The organism is Pseudomonas sp. URMO17WK12:I7, from assembly GCF_003269045.1.
GTDB lineage: Bacteria > Pseudomonadota > Gammaproteobacteria > Pseudomonadales > Pseudomonadaceae > Aquipseudomonas > Aquipseudomonas putida_J.
In genome coordinates this window covers 162,997-178,525 of record NZ_QLTL01000007.1, presented here as the reverse complement: position 1 = coordinate 178,525, position 15,529 = coordinate 162,997, and the positions used below count along the sequence as shown (strand labels likewise).

General features: G+C 61.9%; 12 protein-coding genes and 1 pseudogene. 9 read left to right on the top strand and 4 right to left on the bottom strand.

From position 1 onward, the window contains the following. Window positions 1-26: 26 nt before the first annotated feature. Window positions 27-989: a GlxA family transcriptional regulator gene (locus H040_RS11710; protein ID WP_027917556.1), complete on the top strand. Its 963-nt coding sequence runs from the start codon at window positions 27-29 to the stop codon at window positions 987-989. On the opposite strand, the gene H040_RS11705 is transcribed toward H040_RS11710, so the two are convergent. The 3 genes from H040_RS11705 to H040_RS11695 form a co-directional block, all read right to left on the bottom strand. Next, the gene (locus H040_RS11705) at window positions 980-1,531 is read right to left on the bottom strand and encodes a hypothetical protein (RefSeq protein ID WP_027917555.1); all 552 of its coding nucleotides are present in this window, start codon (window positions 1,529-1,531) and stop codon (window positions 980-982) included. The two genes, H040_RS11710 and H040_RS11705, sit on opposite strands and share 10 nt — an antisense overlap. A 67-nt stretch (window positions 1,532-1,598) precedes the next feature. After that, on the bottom strand, window positions 1,599-2,315 hold the full coding sequence (locus H040_RS11700; RefSeq protein WP_081784249.1) for a hypothetical protein: 717 nt from the start codon (window positions 2,313-2,315) through the stop codon (window positions 1,599-1,601). A gap of 115 nt (window positions 2,316-2,430) precedes the next feature. Continuing rightward, complete coding sequence (locus tag H040_RS11695) at window positions 2,431-2,832, bottom strand: lysozyme inhibitor LprI family protein (protein ID WP_027917553.1); 402 nt, start codon at window positions 2,830-2,832, stop codon at window positions 2,431-2,433. 286 nt (window positions 2,833-3,118) lie between these two features. Here H040_RS11695 and H040_RS11690 point away from each other — a divergent pair, with 286 nt between their 5' ends. From H040_RS11690 to H040_RS27745, 7 genes and pseudogenes are all read left to right on the top strand, one after another. Further along, complete coding sequence (locus tag H040_RS11690) at window positions 3,119-4,096, top strand: dipeptidase (protein ID WP_016392223.1); 978 nt, start codon at window positions 3,119-3,121, stop codon at window positions 4,094-4,096. A gap of 77 nt (window positions 4,097-4,173) precedes the next feature. Beyond that, entirely contained in the window at window positions 4,174-4,704 is a 531-nt protein-coding gene (locus H040_RS11685) for a DUF5943 domain-containing protein (RefSeq protein WP_008091518.1), read from the top strand. 15 nt (window positions 4,705-4,719) lie between these two features. After that, entirely contained in the window at window positions 4,720-6,780 is a 2,061-nt protein-coding gene (gene dgcA / locus H040_RS11680; protein ID WP_019096852.1) for a dimethylglycine demethylation protein DgcA, read from the top strand. A gap of 209 nt (window positions 6,781-6,989) precedes the next feature. Continuing rightward, the gene (gene dgcB, locus H040_RS11675; RefSeq protein WP_027917552.1) at window positions 6,990-8,942 is read left to right on the top strand and encodes a dimethylglycine demethylation protein DgcB; all 1,953 of its coding nucleotides are present in this window, start codon (window positions 6,990-6,992) and stop codon (window positions 8,940-8,942) included. After that, window positions 8,942-10,174, top strand: a complete 1,233-nt coding sequence (gene etfA, locus H040_RS11670) for an electron transfer flavoprotein subunit alpha (RefSeq protein ID WP_027917551.1) — start codon at window positions 8,942-8,944, stop codon at window positions 10,172-10,174. Before dgcB ends, etfA begins: the two co-directional genes overlap by 1 nt. A gap of 10 nt (window positions 10,175-10,184) precedes the next feature. Then, a complete protein-coding gene (etfB, locus tag H040_RS11665; RefSeq protein ID WP_027917550.1) occupies window positions 10,185-10,955 on the top strand; it encodes an electron transfer flavoprotein subunit beta in 771 nt (256 codons plus the stop codon). Window positions 10,956-12,073: 1,118 nt separating this feature from the next. Further along, window positions 12,074-12,247: pseudogene (locus H040_RS27745) on the top strand (RHS repeat-associated core domain-containing protein); the annotation flags it as partial. A gap of 485 nt (window positions 12,248-12,732) precedes the next feature. Here the strand turns inward: H040_RS27745 and gbcA are convergent. Continuing rightward, window positions 12,733-14,025 carry a glycine-betaine demethylase subunit GbcA gene (gene gbcA / locus H040_RS11650; RefSeq protein ID WP_027917549.1) on the bottom strand — a complete coding sequence of 431 codons (1,293 nt, stop codon included), beginning with the start codon at window positions 14,023-14,025 and terminating at the stop codon, window positions 12,733-12,735. A gap of 295 nt (window positions 14,026-14,320) precedes the next feature. Here gbcA and gbcB point away from each other — a divergent pair, with 295 nt between their 5' ends. Then, window positions 14,321-15,421 carry a glycine-betaine demethylase subunit GbcB gene (gbcB, locus tag H040_RS11640; protein ID WP_027917548.1) on the top strand — a complete coding sequence of 367 codons (1,101 nt, stop codon included), beginning with the start codon at window positions 14,321-14,323 and terminating at the stop codon, window positions 15,419-15,421. The last annotated feature ends 108 nt before the right edge of the window (window positions 15,422-15,529 follow it).

The window sequence follows — 15,529 nt, the reverse complement described above, 5'->3', positions numbered from 1 at the left end:
CGACCACCTTTGCCGGGGAGCACGCAATGCCGCACATCATTCATTTCCTGCTGTTGCCGGGTTTTTCGGCGATGGGGTTCATCAGTGCCCTCGAGCCGCTTCGCGTGGCTAACCGTTTCAATGGCCCTTCGTATCGCTGGCAGGTGCTGAGCCTGGACGGTGGTGCTGTGCAGGCCAGCAATGGCATGTCAGTGAACGCCGACGCAGCGCTGGGGGCGGCCGAGCCGTGTGGCATTCTGCTGATCGTGGCGGGGTTCGATCCGTTGGCGTGCTATGGGCCGGCACTGCAGCAAACGCTGCGCTGCCTGGACCATGAACGGGTGATCCTCGGCGGCATCGATACCGGCGCGGTGGTATTGGCCGAGGCCGGCCTGCTCGATGGCCATCGCGCTACCCTGCACTGGGAAGCGTTGGAGGCGTTCAAGGAAAACTACCCGAGCCTGCAGGCGACCCAGGAACTGTTCGAAATCGACCGGCGGCGTATCACGTGTGCCGGCGGTACCGCCTCGATCGACCTGATGCTCGACCTGATTGCGCAATCCCATGGCAGTGAATTGGCGGTGCAGGTGTCGGAGCAGTTCGTGCTCGGCCGCATCCGGCCACGGCAGGATCACCAGCGGATGCAGATTGCCTCGCGCTATGGCATCAGCAACCGCAAACTGGTGCAGGTGATCGGCGATATGGAAAAGCATACCGAGCCACCGCTGAGTACATTGGATCTGGCCGCGCGAGCCATGATCACCCGGCGACAACTGGAGCGCCTGTTTCGCTTGTACCTGAATGACACGCCGAGTGGCTTTTATCTCAGCTTGCGTCTGGACAAGGCACGTCAGCTGCTGTGCCAGACGCAGATGAGCATTACGCAGGTCAGCGTGGCGTGTGGTTTCGAGCTGCCTTCGTACTTCACCCGCCGTTACAAGCGACGCTTTGGTCGCTGCCCACGTGAAGAGCGTCAGGCGCTCAAGCCACAATTGTCGGATCAGAGCTGATCGAGGTTGGATAGCGCTTGTAGGCGGTTTTCAACTTGTATCCGCCGCGCCTCGAAGGCCTGGGCGTCGAGTTTCGCGCCCAGGTGGTCCAGATGCAGGATCAGGCGCGTCCGAGGTGAGTCGGGGTCGGTCGAACAGCATAGGTGAAAAACGATTGCCAGCTGGCTGGCACCGTCATCCAGGCCAAATTCGATGTGCATGTGCGAGCTGGCCGAGGTGCTGCGCAGCAGGGCGAGGTCTGGCTGCTTCAAACCATGGCGTATGTCGCTGGCAACCCGTTCGAACTTGAGGTTGCGCCTCTGGGGGGCGGGAATCCAGCCGGTGAAGACATCTTGAAACACGGCATCGGTGGGGACGAAGCTGATGTTCTTCGTCGTACGTTCGATCAGTTCGACACCGCTGTCTTCCAGGCCCCGCAGAAAACGGCTGAACCAGCGCTGGCCGTCTTGCTGGCGATCATGAGCCTGGTTGGCCTCCAGCTGTGCCAGTCGCAGGCAGGCATGAAGGTCATCGTAGGGTTGCGCGGCCGGTTTTTGAGGCATGTTGCTGGCCCTCGCTGCAAATGACGGAAGGGAAACCTGGCACCGCCAAGGCGACGCCAGGTTCAAGTCAGATGTCCAGTGCCAGGATGTCGAGCGCCTGGCTGGCCAGCTTCTGCCTCACGGCTTCGCGCATAGCGTTGAAGTGGCGAACGCTGAACGAGCCTTGCTGGGATGCCCGGTAGACACGGGTGTTCGACTTGTCGATGAGCCGACCGGCAGAGCCAGCAGCTTTTTCAGCCTTGTCATAACTGAGCTGAACGCTGGTCATGTGCATGATCGGCAGCCCTTGCGGGGACATCTCGCAGGCCGAAATCTGAATGGTGCTGGATTTTCCTGAAACACTCAGGCTGCTCTCTTCGAGCAGTTGCTGCGCCTTTGGCGTTTTCACGATCACCTCGAAAGAGCGCTTGACACAACGGCTCAGTCGATGGGTGCTGCCGATCTGCACGGTGACGATTTCAGGCACCAAGGTGGCCAGCGTGTGGGTGTCCTTGTCGAGGGCTTCTTCGACATGGGCGGCACCGGTCAGTGTCCAGCCGAACTTGCCCAGGCCGTCGTTGTAGAAGTTGTACCACTCACGCTGTTGGGTTTCCTTGTCGAACTTTTTGTTTGCCGACAGGTTCATCAGGCGCATGCCATCCAGTACGTCTTCGGCAACGCTGGCAGGTACATCCGGGGCAAAGATGCAGACGGTGTTGGCGACCATGACGGCGCGTTCTTCGCCTTCCTTCTTCAGGGCAGCGATGGCGCTGTCCATGTCGGTTTTGCTGATGTTGGAGGTCATATCTTGGATTCCTGTTCAGTACAGTCCGGCGCCTCGGGTGAGGCGCTCGGGATGCACTGTGGTTCGGATCGCCAAGACAGATAAGCTGAAAGCTTTTCCCGTTCAGCCGAAGCTTCTATTGCTGGCCAATCGACTGCAGGTACTCCGAGCGGTCATCGCTGCGCTGCGCCACGCAGGTATCCCAGGCTGCCTGGAACGCCTTGCTGCCGGGTTTCTCGGCATAGGTCTCGACCTTGCAATCGGCATCTCGTAACTGTGTCCACAGTTTTTCAGCGGCGTCCATGCGCCCTGCCAAAGCACTGGCCTTGTCGCCTTCATCGGCATACTGGTCGCGAATACGCTGGATCAGGTCGTCATACGCCGACTTCAATTCGCGCTCGGCGGTCTGTTTGTTGAACGCCGCGCAAGCGAAAGTCTGCTGGTCGCTCTCGACGTTGTCGCACGGGGTGCTTTCTTCCTCGCCGGCCTGTGCGCCCGACACCACAGCCAGCAGTACCAGCCATGCCATTGATCTCATCCGTTTTCTCCTCAACAAGGCTGACGAATCGGCTGGATTCTCGCTCAGCCGCAGAGAAGACGATAGCTCCCTGACGAAATGTTCATGAAATGGCGACAAATGTCGTTATCGAGACTGTCTCTCATCGCCAGAGCCCATGCCAGACGGCGTGATGTCGCGCATTGACGCTTTCGGCAAACCCCCTGTCGTTTTTGCATCGGGGCGCCGCAGGGCACAGGCATATGCTGGCCCCAAAGCGCCGGCAGAAGATTCGGCGCGGCCCAAATCAACAAAAGGGGACAGCCTGATGAGCCCAGCCGAACTTCACGCCGACAGCATCGTCATCGACGGCCTGATCATTGCCAAATGGAACCGCGAGCTGTTCGAGGACATGCGCAAAGGCGGGCTGACTGCGGCCAACTGCACGGTGTCGGTCTGGGAAGGCTTCAAGGCGACCGTCGACAATATCGCTGCCAGCCAGAAGCTCATCCGCGACAACAGCGACCTGGTGATGCCGGTACGTACCACCGCCGACATCCGCAAGGCCAAGGAACTGGGCAAGACCGGCATCCTCTTCGGCTTCCAGAACGCCCATGCGTTCGAAGACCAGATCGCCTACGTCGATGTGTTCAAGCAGCTGGGGGTGGGCATCGTGCAGATGTGCTACAACACCCAGAATCTGGTCGGCACCGGGTGCTACGAGCGTGACGGCGGCCTGTCGGGCTTCGGCCGCGAGATCGTCGCCGAGATGAACCGCGTCGGCATCATGTGCGACCTGTCCCACGTCGGCTCCAAGACGTCCGAGGAAGTCATCCTCGAATCCAAGAAGCCGGTCTGCTACTCCCACTGCCTGCCTTCGGGCCTGAAGGAACACCCCCGCAACAAGTCGGACGCAGAACTGAAGTTCATTGCCGACCACGGCGGCTTCGTCGGCGTGACCATGTTCGCGCCGTTCCTGGCCAAGGGCATCGACTCGACCATCGACGACTACGCCGAGGCCATCGAGTACACCATGAACATTGTCGGTGAAGACGCCATCGGTATCGGTACCGACTTCACCCAGGGCCACGGCCAGGACTTCTTCGAGTACCTGACCCATGACAAGGGTTACGCCCGTCGCCTGACCAACTTCGGCAAGATCATCAACCCGCTGGGCATTCGCACGGTCGGCGAATTCCCCAACCTCACCGAGACCCTGCTCAAGCGCGGCCATTCCGAGCGCGTGGTACGCAAGATCATGGGCGAGAACTGGGTCAACGTCCTCAAGGACGTCTGGGGCGAGTAAGCCGCTCTCCAAGCCTGATAGCCCCTGCCAGCAACGCCGGGGCACCCACATAAAAATTTTTATGGAGTTGAGTTTCCATGGCCAAGATCGCCCCGCAATTGCCAATCGAAGTCGACAGCGAGACCGGTGTCTGGACCAGCGACGCCCTGCCGATGCTGTATGTACCGCGTCATTTCTTCGTCAACAACCACATCGGCATCGAGGAAGTGCTGGGCGCCGACGCCTATGCCGAGATCCTCTACAAGGCCGGCTACAAGTCCGCCTGGCACTGGTGCGAGAAGGAAGCCGAATGCCATGGCCTGGAAGGCGTGGCGGTGTTCGAGCACTACATGAAGCGCCTGAGCCAGCGTGGCTGGGGCCTGTTCGAGATCCAGGACATCGACCTGGATAAAGGCACCTGCAGCGTCAAGCTCAAGCACTCCGCGTTCGTGTACGTCTATGGCAAGTGCGGGCGCAAGGTCGACTACATGTTCACCGGCTGGTTCGCCGGCGCCATGGACCAGATTCTCGCTGCCCGCGGCAGCAAGATCCGCACCGTGGCCGAGCAGGTCTATGGCGGGTCGGAAGAGGGCCACGAAGATGGCCTGTTCGTCACAAAGCCGTTGTAAGCCGGAGATAGCGTCATGGCATTCGAAGCAATGTTCCAGCCGATCCAGATCGGCAAACTGACCATCCGCAACCGCGTGCTCAGCACCGCGCACGCCGAGGTCTACGCCACTGACGGCGGCATGACTACCGACCGCTACGTGAAGTACTACGAAGAGAAGGCCAAGGGTGGCATCGGCCTGGCGATCTGCGGCGGCTCCTCTGTCGTCGCCATCGACAGCCCGCAGGAGTGGTGGGCGTCGGTCAACCTGTCGACCGACCGCATCATCCCGCACTTCCAGAACCTCGCTGACGCCATGCACAAGCATGGCGCCAAGATCATGATCCAGATTACCCACATGGGCCGTCGCTCGCGCTGGGACGGCTTCAACTGGCCGACCCTGATGTCGCCGTCGGGCATCCGTGAGCCGGTGCACCGCGCCACCTGCAAGACCATCGAGGTGGAAGAGATCTGGCGCGTGATCGGCAACTACGCGCAGGCGGCGCGTCGGGCCAAAGAAGGCGGCCTGGACGGCGTGGAACTGTCGGCCGTGCACCAGCACATGATCGACCAGTTCTGGAGCCCGCGGGTCAACAAGCGTACCGACGAATGGGGCGGCACGTTCGAGGGCCGCATGAAGTTCGGCCTGGAAGTGCTCAAGGCCGTGCGTGCCGAAGTTGGCGACGACTTCTGCGTAGGCATGCGGATCTGCGGTGACGAGTTCCACCCCGATGGCCTCAGCCATGAGGACATGAAGCAGATCGCGGCGTACTACGACGCCACCGGCATGCTCGATTTCATCGGTGTGGTCGGTTCGGGCTGCGACACCCACAACACCCTGGCCAACGTCATCCCCAACATGAGCTACCCGCCGGAGCCGTTCCTGCACCTGGCGGCCGGCATCAAGGAAGTGGTCAAGGTCCCGGTGCTGCACGCGCAGAACATCAAGGATCCGAACCAGGCCACGCGTATTCTGGAAGGCGGTTACGTCGACATGGTCGGCATGACCCGTGCACACATGGCCGACCCGCACCTGATCGCCAAGATCAAGATGGGCCAGATCGACCAGATCAAGCAATGCGTCGGTGCCAACTACTGCATCGACCGCCAGTACCAGGGCCTGGATGTGCTGTGCATCCAGAACGCCGCAACCTCCCGTGAATACATGGGCGTGCCGCACATCATCGAGAAGACCACCGGCGTCAAGCGCAAGGTGGTGGTGGTGGGCGCCGGCCCTGCCGGCATGGAAGCGGCCCGCGTGGCGGCCGAACGCGGCCACGACGTGACCCTGTTCGAGAAGAAAGACCAGATCGGCGGGCAGATCACCATCGCCGCCAAGGCCCCGCAGCGTGACCAGATTGCCGGTATCACCCGCTGGTACCAGCTGGAGCTGGCGCGCCTGAAGGTGGACCTGCGCCTGGGCACCGCTGCGGACGTGGCCACTATCCAGGACCTGCGGCCCGATGTGATCGTGCTGGCCGTGGGCGGGCATTCGTTCCTGGAGCAGAACGAGCACTGGGGCGCCGCCGAAGGGCTGGTGGTCAGCAGCTGGGACGTGCTCGACGGCAAGGTTGCGCCGGGCAAGAACGTGCTGGTGTACGACACCATCTGCGAATTCACCGGCATGTCGGTTGCCGACTTCATTGCCGACAAGGGCAGCCAGGTGGAGATCGTCACCGACGACATCAAGCCAGGCGTGGCCATGGGCGGTACCACCTTCCCGACCTACTACCGCAGCATGTACCCGAAAGAAGTGATCATGACCGGCGACATGATGCTGGAGAAGGTCTACCGCGAAGGTGACAAGCTGGTCGCGGTGCTGGAGAACGAATACACCGGCGCCAAGGAAGAACGCGTGGTCGACCAGGTGGTGGTGGAAAACGGCGTGCGTCCGGACGAGCAGCTGTATTACGCGCTGAAGGAAGGTTCGCGCAACAAGGGCCAGATCGACGTGGAGGCGCTGTTCGCCATCAAGCCACAGCCGATCCTCAGCCAGCCGGGCGAGGGCTACCTGCTTTACCGCATCGGCGACTGCGTGGCCCAGCGCAACGTGCATGCGGCGATCTACGACGCCTTGCGCCTGTGCAAGGACTTCTGATCGCACCGCCTCTTTAAGAGGCGGGACTGGCCCCCCGTGCAGGAGCGGCCTTGTGTCGCGAAAGGGCTGCGAAGCGGCCCCAAGATCTTCACAGCAGTATAGATTTTGGGGCCGCTTCGCGACCCTTTCGCGACACAAGGCCGCTCCTACATGGGGTCCGCGTCGGCCTTCGTGGCGGCGCAAGAATCCAGCTGTTGTGGGAGCCTCCCATGTTGAACACCCTTTTACCCATCCTGCTGTTCGCTGCCCTTGGCCTGGCGGTGCTCGGCGCCCTGCGCCGGGTGCGCATGTGGCGACGTGGCCGGGCATCCAAGGTCGACCTGATCGGCGGCCTGCTGGCCATGCCGCGGCGCTACCTGGTTGACCTGCACCACGTGGTCGAGCGCGACAAGTACATGTCCAAGACCCACGTGGCCACTGCCGGCGGCTTCGTGCTGTCGGCCGCGCTGGCGATCCTGGTGCACGGCTTCGGCCTGCAGAGCAAGATCCTCGGCTACGCGCTGCTGGTCGCCACGGTGATCATGTTCACGGGTGCCATCTTTGTCTTCAAACGCCGCCTGAACCCGCCTTCGCGCCTGTCCAAGGGCCCGTGGATGCGCCTGCCCAAGAGCCTGCTGGTGTTCGCCGCCAGCTTCTTCATCGCCACCTTGCCGGTTGCTGGCATCCTGCCGGCCAACACCGGTGGCTGGGTGATGGTCGGCATCCTCGGCCTGGGTGTGCTGTGGGGCGTGTCGGAGCTGTTCTTCGGCATGACCTGGGGCGGCCCGATGAAGCACGCCTTCGCCGGTGCCCTGCACCTGGCCTGGCACCGCCGCGCCGAACGCTTCGGCGGCGGCCGGTCCACCGGCCTCAAGCCGCTGGACCTGGAAGACCCGAATGCGCCGCTGGGCGTGGAAAAGCCGGTGGACTTCACCTGGAACCAGCTGCTCGGTTTCGACGCCTGCGTGCAGTGCGGCAAATGTGAAGCCATGTGCCCGGCATTCGCTGCAGGCCAGCCACTGAACCCGAAAAAGCTCATTCAGGACATGGTCATCGGCCTGGCCGGTGGCAGCGATGCCAACTTTGCCGGTAGCCCCTATCCTGGCAAGCCGATTGGCGAGCACAGCGGCAACCCCCATCAGCCAATCGTCAATGGCCTGGTCGACGCCGAGACGCTGTGGTCGTGCACGACCTGCCGCGCTTGCGTCGAGGAATGCCCGATGATGATCGAGCACGTCGATGCCATCGTCGACATGCGCCGCCACCTCACCCTGGAAAAAGGCGCGACCCCGAACAAGGGCGCCGAGGTGCTGGACAACCTGATCGCCACCGACAACCCCGGCGGCTTCGCCCCCGGCGGGCGGATGAACTGGGCGGCCGACCTCAACCTGCAGCTGCTGTCGGAGGTGAAGGCTACCGACGTGCTGTTCTGGGTCGGTGACGGTGCCTTCGACATGCGCAACCAGCGCACCCTGCGTTCGTTCGTCAAAGTGCTCAAGGCCTCCGGCGTGGACTTTGCCGTGCTTGGCCTGGAAGAACGCGACAGCGGTGACGTGGCGCGCCGCCTGGGCGATGAAGCGACCTTCCAGCATCTGGCCAAGCGCAATATCCAGACCTTGGCCAAGTACAAGTTCCAGCGCATCGTCACCTGCGACCCGCACAGCTTCCATGTACTGAAGAATGAGTACGGCGCACTGGGCGGTGAGTACCCGGTGCAGCACCACAGCACCTACATCGCTGAACTGATCGCGGCCGGGAAGTTGAACCTCGGCCAGCACAAGGGCGGCAGTGTCACCTACCACGACCCGTGCTACCTGGGCCGTTACAACGGTGAGTACGAAGCGCCGCGCGAAGTGCTCAAGGCGCTGGGTATCGAGGTACGCGAAATGGAACGCTCGGGCTTCCGTTCCCGTTGCTGTGGCGGCGGCGGCGGAGCGCCGATCACCGACATCCCTGGCAAGCAGCGGATTCCGGACATGCGCATGGACGACATCCGCGAAACCAAGGCCGAGCTGGTGGCCGTGGGTTGCCCGCAGTGCACCGCGATGCTCGAAGGTGTGGTCGAACCGCGCCCACAGATCAAGGACCTCGCCGAGCTGGTGGCCGATGTGCTGATCGAAGAGGAAACGCCCGCGGCCCCAAAGTCGCCAACGGTTAAACGCGAACCTGCGGAGGTGCATTGATGAGCGACATCATCCGCCGCGATCCACGCGCCGAGTGGATCGCCCGTAACCGTCTGCATCCGCTGCACGCGGCGATGCAGACGCAACAGACCCGCTGGATGGGCCCCAACGGCCTGATCCGCAAGAACCCCCATGCCATCGCCGCAGGTTTCATCGGCCCGGCTGGCCTCAAGCGCATCGACCGCAGCGGCGCCCAGCAGGGTACCGGTGTCGGCGGGCGGCGTACGGCGGCCGCCGAAGTGCAACTGCCGCTGCACCAGGTGCCAGCGCCCGCGTTCTACATTGCCGTGGTACCGGACATGGTCGGCGGCCGCCTGAGCAGCCACGACCGCGACTTGCTCGGCCTGGCCCATGGCCTGGCCGGCAGCGACGGCGCAGTGCTGGCGGTGGTGTTTGGCGAACACAAGGAAAGTAACTTTTCCACAGCCGGTGTCGATCGCTTGCTGGTCCTTGAAGGCGAGCAATTTGAAGGTTATGCACCGGAACAACTGGTGCAGGGCCTGCGCGCTGTGGATAACCAGTTCACCCCGCGCCATTGGCTGTTGCCCGACAGCCGCAGCGGTGGCGGCGAACTGGGCCGCCGCCTTGGCGCGGCCCTGGGCGAGCGCCCGGCGACGCGTGTCTGGCAGGTCAAGGACGGCCAGTGCATCGGCCGCGCTGGTGCCGACCAGCAAGACCTGCAACGCGCCGTGCCACGCCTGATCCTGGGCGCGGCGGAGTGTGCCGAACCGGTCAGCGAAACCCGTCACGAAGCGCTGCCGGTGGAGTTGTCCACAAGCGTGGTGCGCAGCCTGTCGCGGATCGAAGACCTGGGCTCGGTGGCCGTCGACCCGGCGACCATCGCCATGGCCGAAGCCGAGTTCATCGTCTCTGGCGGCAACGGCGTCAAGGACTGGGACCTTTACCACAAGGCCACTGCAGCCCTGGGCGCCACCGAAGGCGCCTCGCGGGTGGCGGTGGACGACGGCTTCATGCCGCGCAACCGCCAAGTCGGTGCCACCGGTACCTGGGTTACAGCGCGAGTCTACGTGGCTGTGGGTATCTCTGGCGCGATCCAGCACCTGCAGGGCATCGGCGCCTGCGACAAGGTGGTGGCGATCAACATGGACCCGGGCTGCGACATGATCAAACGGGCAGACCTGTCGGTGATTGGCGACAGTTCGGCGATTCTCCAGGCACTGATCGAGGCTGTGGACAACTTCCGCAGCGGCGGCCAGCGCGACGCGGCATAAGGGCACGAGCATGAGTACGAAAGTGATCAGCCTGGTTTCCATCGGTGCCCACCCCAGCTCCGGCCGCGCCCGCCGCGCCGAGCAGGATGCGCGTGCAGTGGAGCTGGGCTTGCAGCTGGCTGGGGATAACTTGCAGGTGGTGCATGCCGGCGACCCTCGGGAAGAGGCACTGCGCGCCTACCTGGGCATGGGCCTGGACCATCTGGATGTACTGGAGCAGCCGGCTGGAGCGGATGTACTAGGCGTGCTGGGTGATTACCTGCGCGATGCTGGCGCCCAGCTGGTGCTGACCGGCAGCCAGGCCGAGACCGGTGAAGGGTCGGGCATGCTGCCGTTCCTGTTGGCCGAAAAGCTCGGCTGGCCGTTGATCGTGGGGTTGGCCGAGGTAGAGTCGATCGAGAACGGCACCGCCCAGGTACTGCAGGCTCTGCCGCGGGGCCAGCGGCGCCGGCTGAAAGTGCGCCTGCCGTTGCTGGCAACTGTGGATAACGCCGCGCCAAAGCCGCGCCAGAGCGCCTTTGGCCCTGCGCGCCGGGGCGTACTGGCGGCACGTCACGTGGCCATTGTCGAAGATGAGCTGTTGGCCGATGCCGAGTTGCAACCGGCCCGTCCTCGGCCCAAGCGCCTGAAGGTGATCAAGGCCAAGAGCGGTGCTGACCGCATGAAGGCCGCCACCGCCAAGGCCAGTGGTGGCGGCGGCAAGGTATTGAAGGATGTTTCACCACAGGAAGGCGCCGAAGCTATTCTCAAGCTGCTGGTGGAAGAGGGCGTGCTGCGCTGAAACCTCACGCGGTCCTCGTGTAGGCGCGGCCTTGTGTCGCGATGGGCTGCGCAGCAGCCCCGGCAATCCTGAGCAGGTTCGAGATATTGGGGCCGCGCTGCGGCCCATCGCGACACAAGGCCGCGCCTACACGTTTCACTCCATCTTGATCACATTGAATGCTCAGCTGCCAGCGCCTCGCCCGCGGGATCGAATAACACCCGCGCCCCCTCCGACAACGCCTATTCACTGCAGCACAGCGCAAAACCAAGTAATCCCGGCGCTCCCCTTCTACGCTGATGACCCCAACCCCCGCGCTTCATCGAACCATCTCACAGTGCTCTCCTGGCGCCTGTGCATAAGTCACTCCTGGGTGCTGCCAGAGTAGAAGCTATTACCCCATCACATCGCGCTATTTCACGAAACTGGCAGAAATATCAGGTACACCTCTTTTTGCCCACCGAATCTGTTCGCCATGCTGTGGATAAAGTGTTGGCGCTTCACTGCAGGCCTTGTATTTCGGTGCGTGCGTGTAATTGATTGAAATTTGATCAGCATAGAGGTCCTGCCTCGGAGCCTATCTGCACCCGAAGCCCTTTGACTTACCCACATTCACTGTGAACCGGTCTGTGGATAATATGTTGGGGATACGCTGAAGCCCATACATGATGCGGGCTGCGATGCACTGATCAAAAAGTGACCATGCAACGAAAGTTTTTGCTATCTGCGCGTCAAACAACGCCTTGGGGGACTTATCAACAGCACTGGAAGGTGCGCAGAGGCACCGTCCACATTCTCTGTTGGTGGCTCTGTGGGTAAGTTGTTCGAACTCTTCTGTAGACCAATGGTAGCTTGGCCTGTAGCGAAATGATCAAAAAATGCTCATTTTGAATGAGGCGCGGTATGACAGTTGATTGATGACACGGAGGCGTTTGCGGCAAAGAGCCTGTTGATAACTCGTTGAACTGACAGAATTGCTAGTTTCTGAGCGTTGGCTCGCGGGATAAGCTGGCCGCTGAATCTTCAGGTGCAACCCACATCCGGATAGCCATATGCCCTCCAAACCCCACGCTTTCAGTCGATACTCTGCACATGGCCATCAACCGCATGCAGTGGGCTGCGTATTGGCTTTCAACGCTCAGTGGCGAGACCCGTTGACGGGGTGCTACCACTTGGGAAATGGTTACCGTGCCTACAACCCTGCATTGATGCGTTTTCAAGCAGCAGACCGGCTGAGCCCATTCGGTGAAGGTGGTGTGAATGCCTATGCATATTGCCTGGGCGACCCGGTCAACCATCGCGATCCCACTGGTGAGAAGGCAGAAGACTATGTGCTGCCCGTGCTGAGTATCTTTAGCAATCTGCTCGGGATATTTGTTAGCGGACTGCGCTTCAGGTCATTCTTCAAGCAAAGCCGTGTTGCTCGCAGTAGTGCCTTGGATCAAACTGCACCGACCATTCCGTTACCTGAGCGCAAGGATTGGTGGCTCTCCAGCATCAGTCTAGTGTCTGGCACTGCGGGGTTGACCATTGGTGTAGTGAGGACGATTGAGCCGGAGAATAATTGGCAGACCTGGGCATTGGCGACGTTGACTTCTATCTCGCTGGGTACCACCGCATTTGAAGCATGGAAGTTGGCTCAGGCGAAGCCATGGCGGCCAAGCAATCCGCGAATGTTGGTGCCCTTGACGCCTCTAGGGCAGCCGTCAACTCTTAATGCCGGAGATATCAGGGGTGGTTGATCCAGCTCTGGAAGCATGGATAGCGACATCCGTCGCTATCCGCTTGCGCCAAGAAACTACTGCGCCTGCACTTCCTTGAGATACGGTGCTGGCTCCGCACCCAGGTTGTTCAGCATCCGCCCGCTGTACCAATCAATGAAGTTGACCACACCAAACTCATAAGTCTTCGAGTAAGGCCCAGGCTGGTACGCGGTGGAGTTGATCCCGCGCTGGTTTTCTTCGGCCAGGCGGCGGTCCTGGTCGTTGGTGGCATCCCACACCTTGCGCATGTGCTCAGGGTTGTAGTCCACGCCTTCCACGGCATCCTTGTGCACCAGCCACTTGGTGGTGACCATGGTCTCCTGGGCGCTGATCGGCCACACGGTGAAGACGATCATGTGGTCGCCCATGCAGTGGTTCCACGAGTGCGGCAGGTGCAGGATGCGCATCGAGCCCAGGTCCGGGTTCTTGATGCGGCCCATCAGCTTCTGGCAGGCCTGTTTGCCGTCCATGGTCATCGACACGGTGCCCTTGAGCAGCGGCATGCGCACGATGCGGTTACGCAGGCCATGGCTCTTGTGCAGGTAAGGGATCTTCTCGGCTTCCCAGGCAGCAGCAGAGCTGGCTACGTGGTCCTTGAATTCCTGGCTGGCACGCGGGTCGTTGGTGTCGTCCCACTCCAGCAGGGTTTGCAGCAGCTCAGGGTGCGAACCCGAGCAGTGGTAGCACTCGCGGTTGTTTTCCAGCACCAGCTTCCAGTTGGCCTTTTCCATCAAGGTGGTCTGCACCGCCACCTTGGTGTTCTCCATGTCGTACGGTTCCATGTAGTGGTCCAGGGTGGCCAGGAACTCGTCGATGGCAGGCGGGTTTTCGGCCAGGCTGATGAAGATGTAGCCGCCGGCCACTTTCACGTGCACAGGCTTCAGGCCGTATTCCTTCATGTCGAAATCGGCGCCCATCTCGGTGCCCGCAAACAGCAGGCGGCCGTCCAGCTCGTAGGTCCACTGGTGGTAATGGCAGACCAGCTTGGCCACCTTGCCCTTGTCGCTGACGCACAGGCGCGAGCCGCGGTGGCGGCAGACGTTATGGAAGGCGTGCACCTTGCCTTCAGCACCGCGTACCACCAGGATCGGGTTCTTGCCGATCTGCAGGGTGATGTAGTTGCCCTTTGCCGGGATCTCGCAAGTCATGCCGGCGATCAGCCATTCTTTCTGGAAGATCTCCTGCATGTCGATCTGGAACAGACGCTCGTCGGTGTAGAACGGCTGGGGCAGCGAGTAGGTGCGCTCGCGGGTCTGCAGCATCTCGGCGGTGGCCTTGCGTGCAGGTTCCAGTGGATCGCCCAGGCTCAGGGTTGCGGTGACGTCCATCGTGTAATCCTCGGGGCCGTGTGCGGCCGGCAAAAGGTGGCTAATCGTTGTTGTGGTGCCGCAAGACTGACTGCCGGAAAAAGGCAGCTTCTTTTGCCGTGGAGTGTGCGTCCGAAGGCGGCGCGAACCGTATCCATGGGCGACATGGCCGATTTGAATTACGACGCGCCAGCCCTTGTATCACGGGGCTGGTCGCGATAAGCACGCCGATGTCGCTGGCAGGAATGTACGTCGCGTTCAGCTTGCGCATTATCGCAGCCATAAAAAGGGCCATAGTCGGCCGCTGGAGATGAACATGTCCGATACCTTCCTCAATCCGGTCACCACCCAGACCTGGGCCAACGGCCGCCACATCGTGCGCTGCGTCAAGGTCATCCAGGAGACCTGGGACGTGCGCACCTTCTGTTTCATGGCCGACCAGCCGATCATGTTCTTCTTCAAGCCCGGGCAGTTCGTCACCCTGGAGCTGGAGATCGAAGGCAAGCCGGTGATGCGCTCCTACACCATCTCCAGCTCGCCGTCGGTGCCCTACAGCTTCTCGATCACGGTCAAGCGCGTGCCGGGCGGGCTGGTTTCCAACTTCCTTCACGACACCATGCACGAAGGCGCCGAGCTGCCGGTGCATGGCCCGGTGGGGCTGTTCAACGCCATTGATTTCCCGGCGGGCAAGACGCTGTACCTGTCTGGGGGTGTCGGCATTACCCCGGTGATGTCGATGGCGCGCTGGTTCTACGACACCAACGCCAACGTCGACATGGTCTTCGTGCACAGCGCGCGTTCGCCGAAAGACATCATCTACCACCGCGAGCTGGAACAGATGGCCTCGCGCATCCCCAACTTCAGCCTGCACATCATCTGCGAGAAGCACGGGCTGGGTGAGCCGTGGGCGGGTTACCGCGGCTACCTCAACCAGCGCCTGATGGAGCTGATCGCGCCGGACTACATGGAGCGCACGGTGTTCTGCTGCGGCCCGACGCCGTACATGACCGCAGTCAAGCGCATGCTCGAAGCGGTCGGCTTCGACATGAAGAACTACCACGAGGAATCGTTCGGTGCCACGCCCCCAGAGGCCAAGGCCGATGCGGTGGAGCATGCCGAACAGGCGGCCGATGCGCCGGAAGTGGATGCTTCGGACCTCAACCTGGTGGAGTTCATCGGCAGCGAGAAGAGCATCCGCGTCGCCCCGGGCGAGACTGTGCATGCGGCGGCGGCGAAGGTCGGGCTGATGATTCCCAAAGCCTGTGGCATGGGCATCTGCGGGACCTGCAAGGTGCTCAAGCTGGGCGGCGAAGTGGAGATGGAGCACAACGGCGGGATTACCGAGGAAGACGAAGCCGAGGGCTTCATCCTGTCGTGCTGCAGTGTTCCGAAGGGGGATGTGCGGATCGATTACTGATCCGAGATTGCCGGGGCTGCGTTGCAGCCCTTTCGCGACACAAGGCCGCTCCTACAAGGGTATGCGTTTCCCTGTAGGAGCGGCCTTGTGTCGCGAACGGGCCGCAAA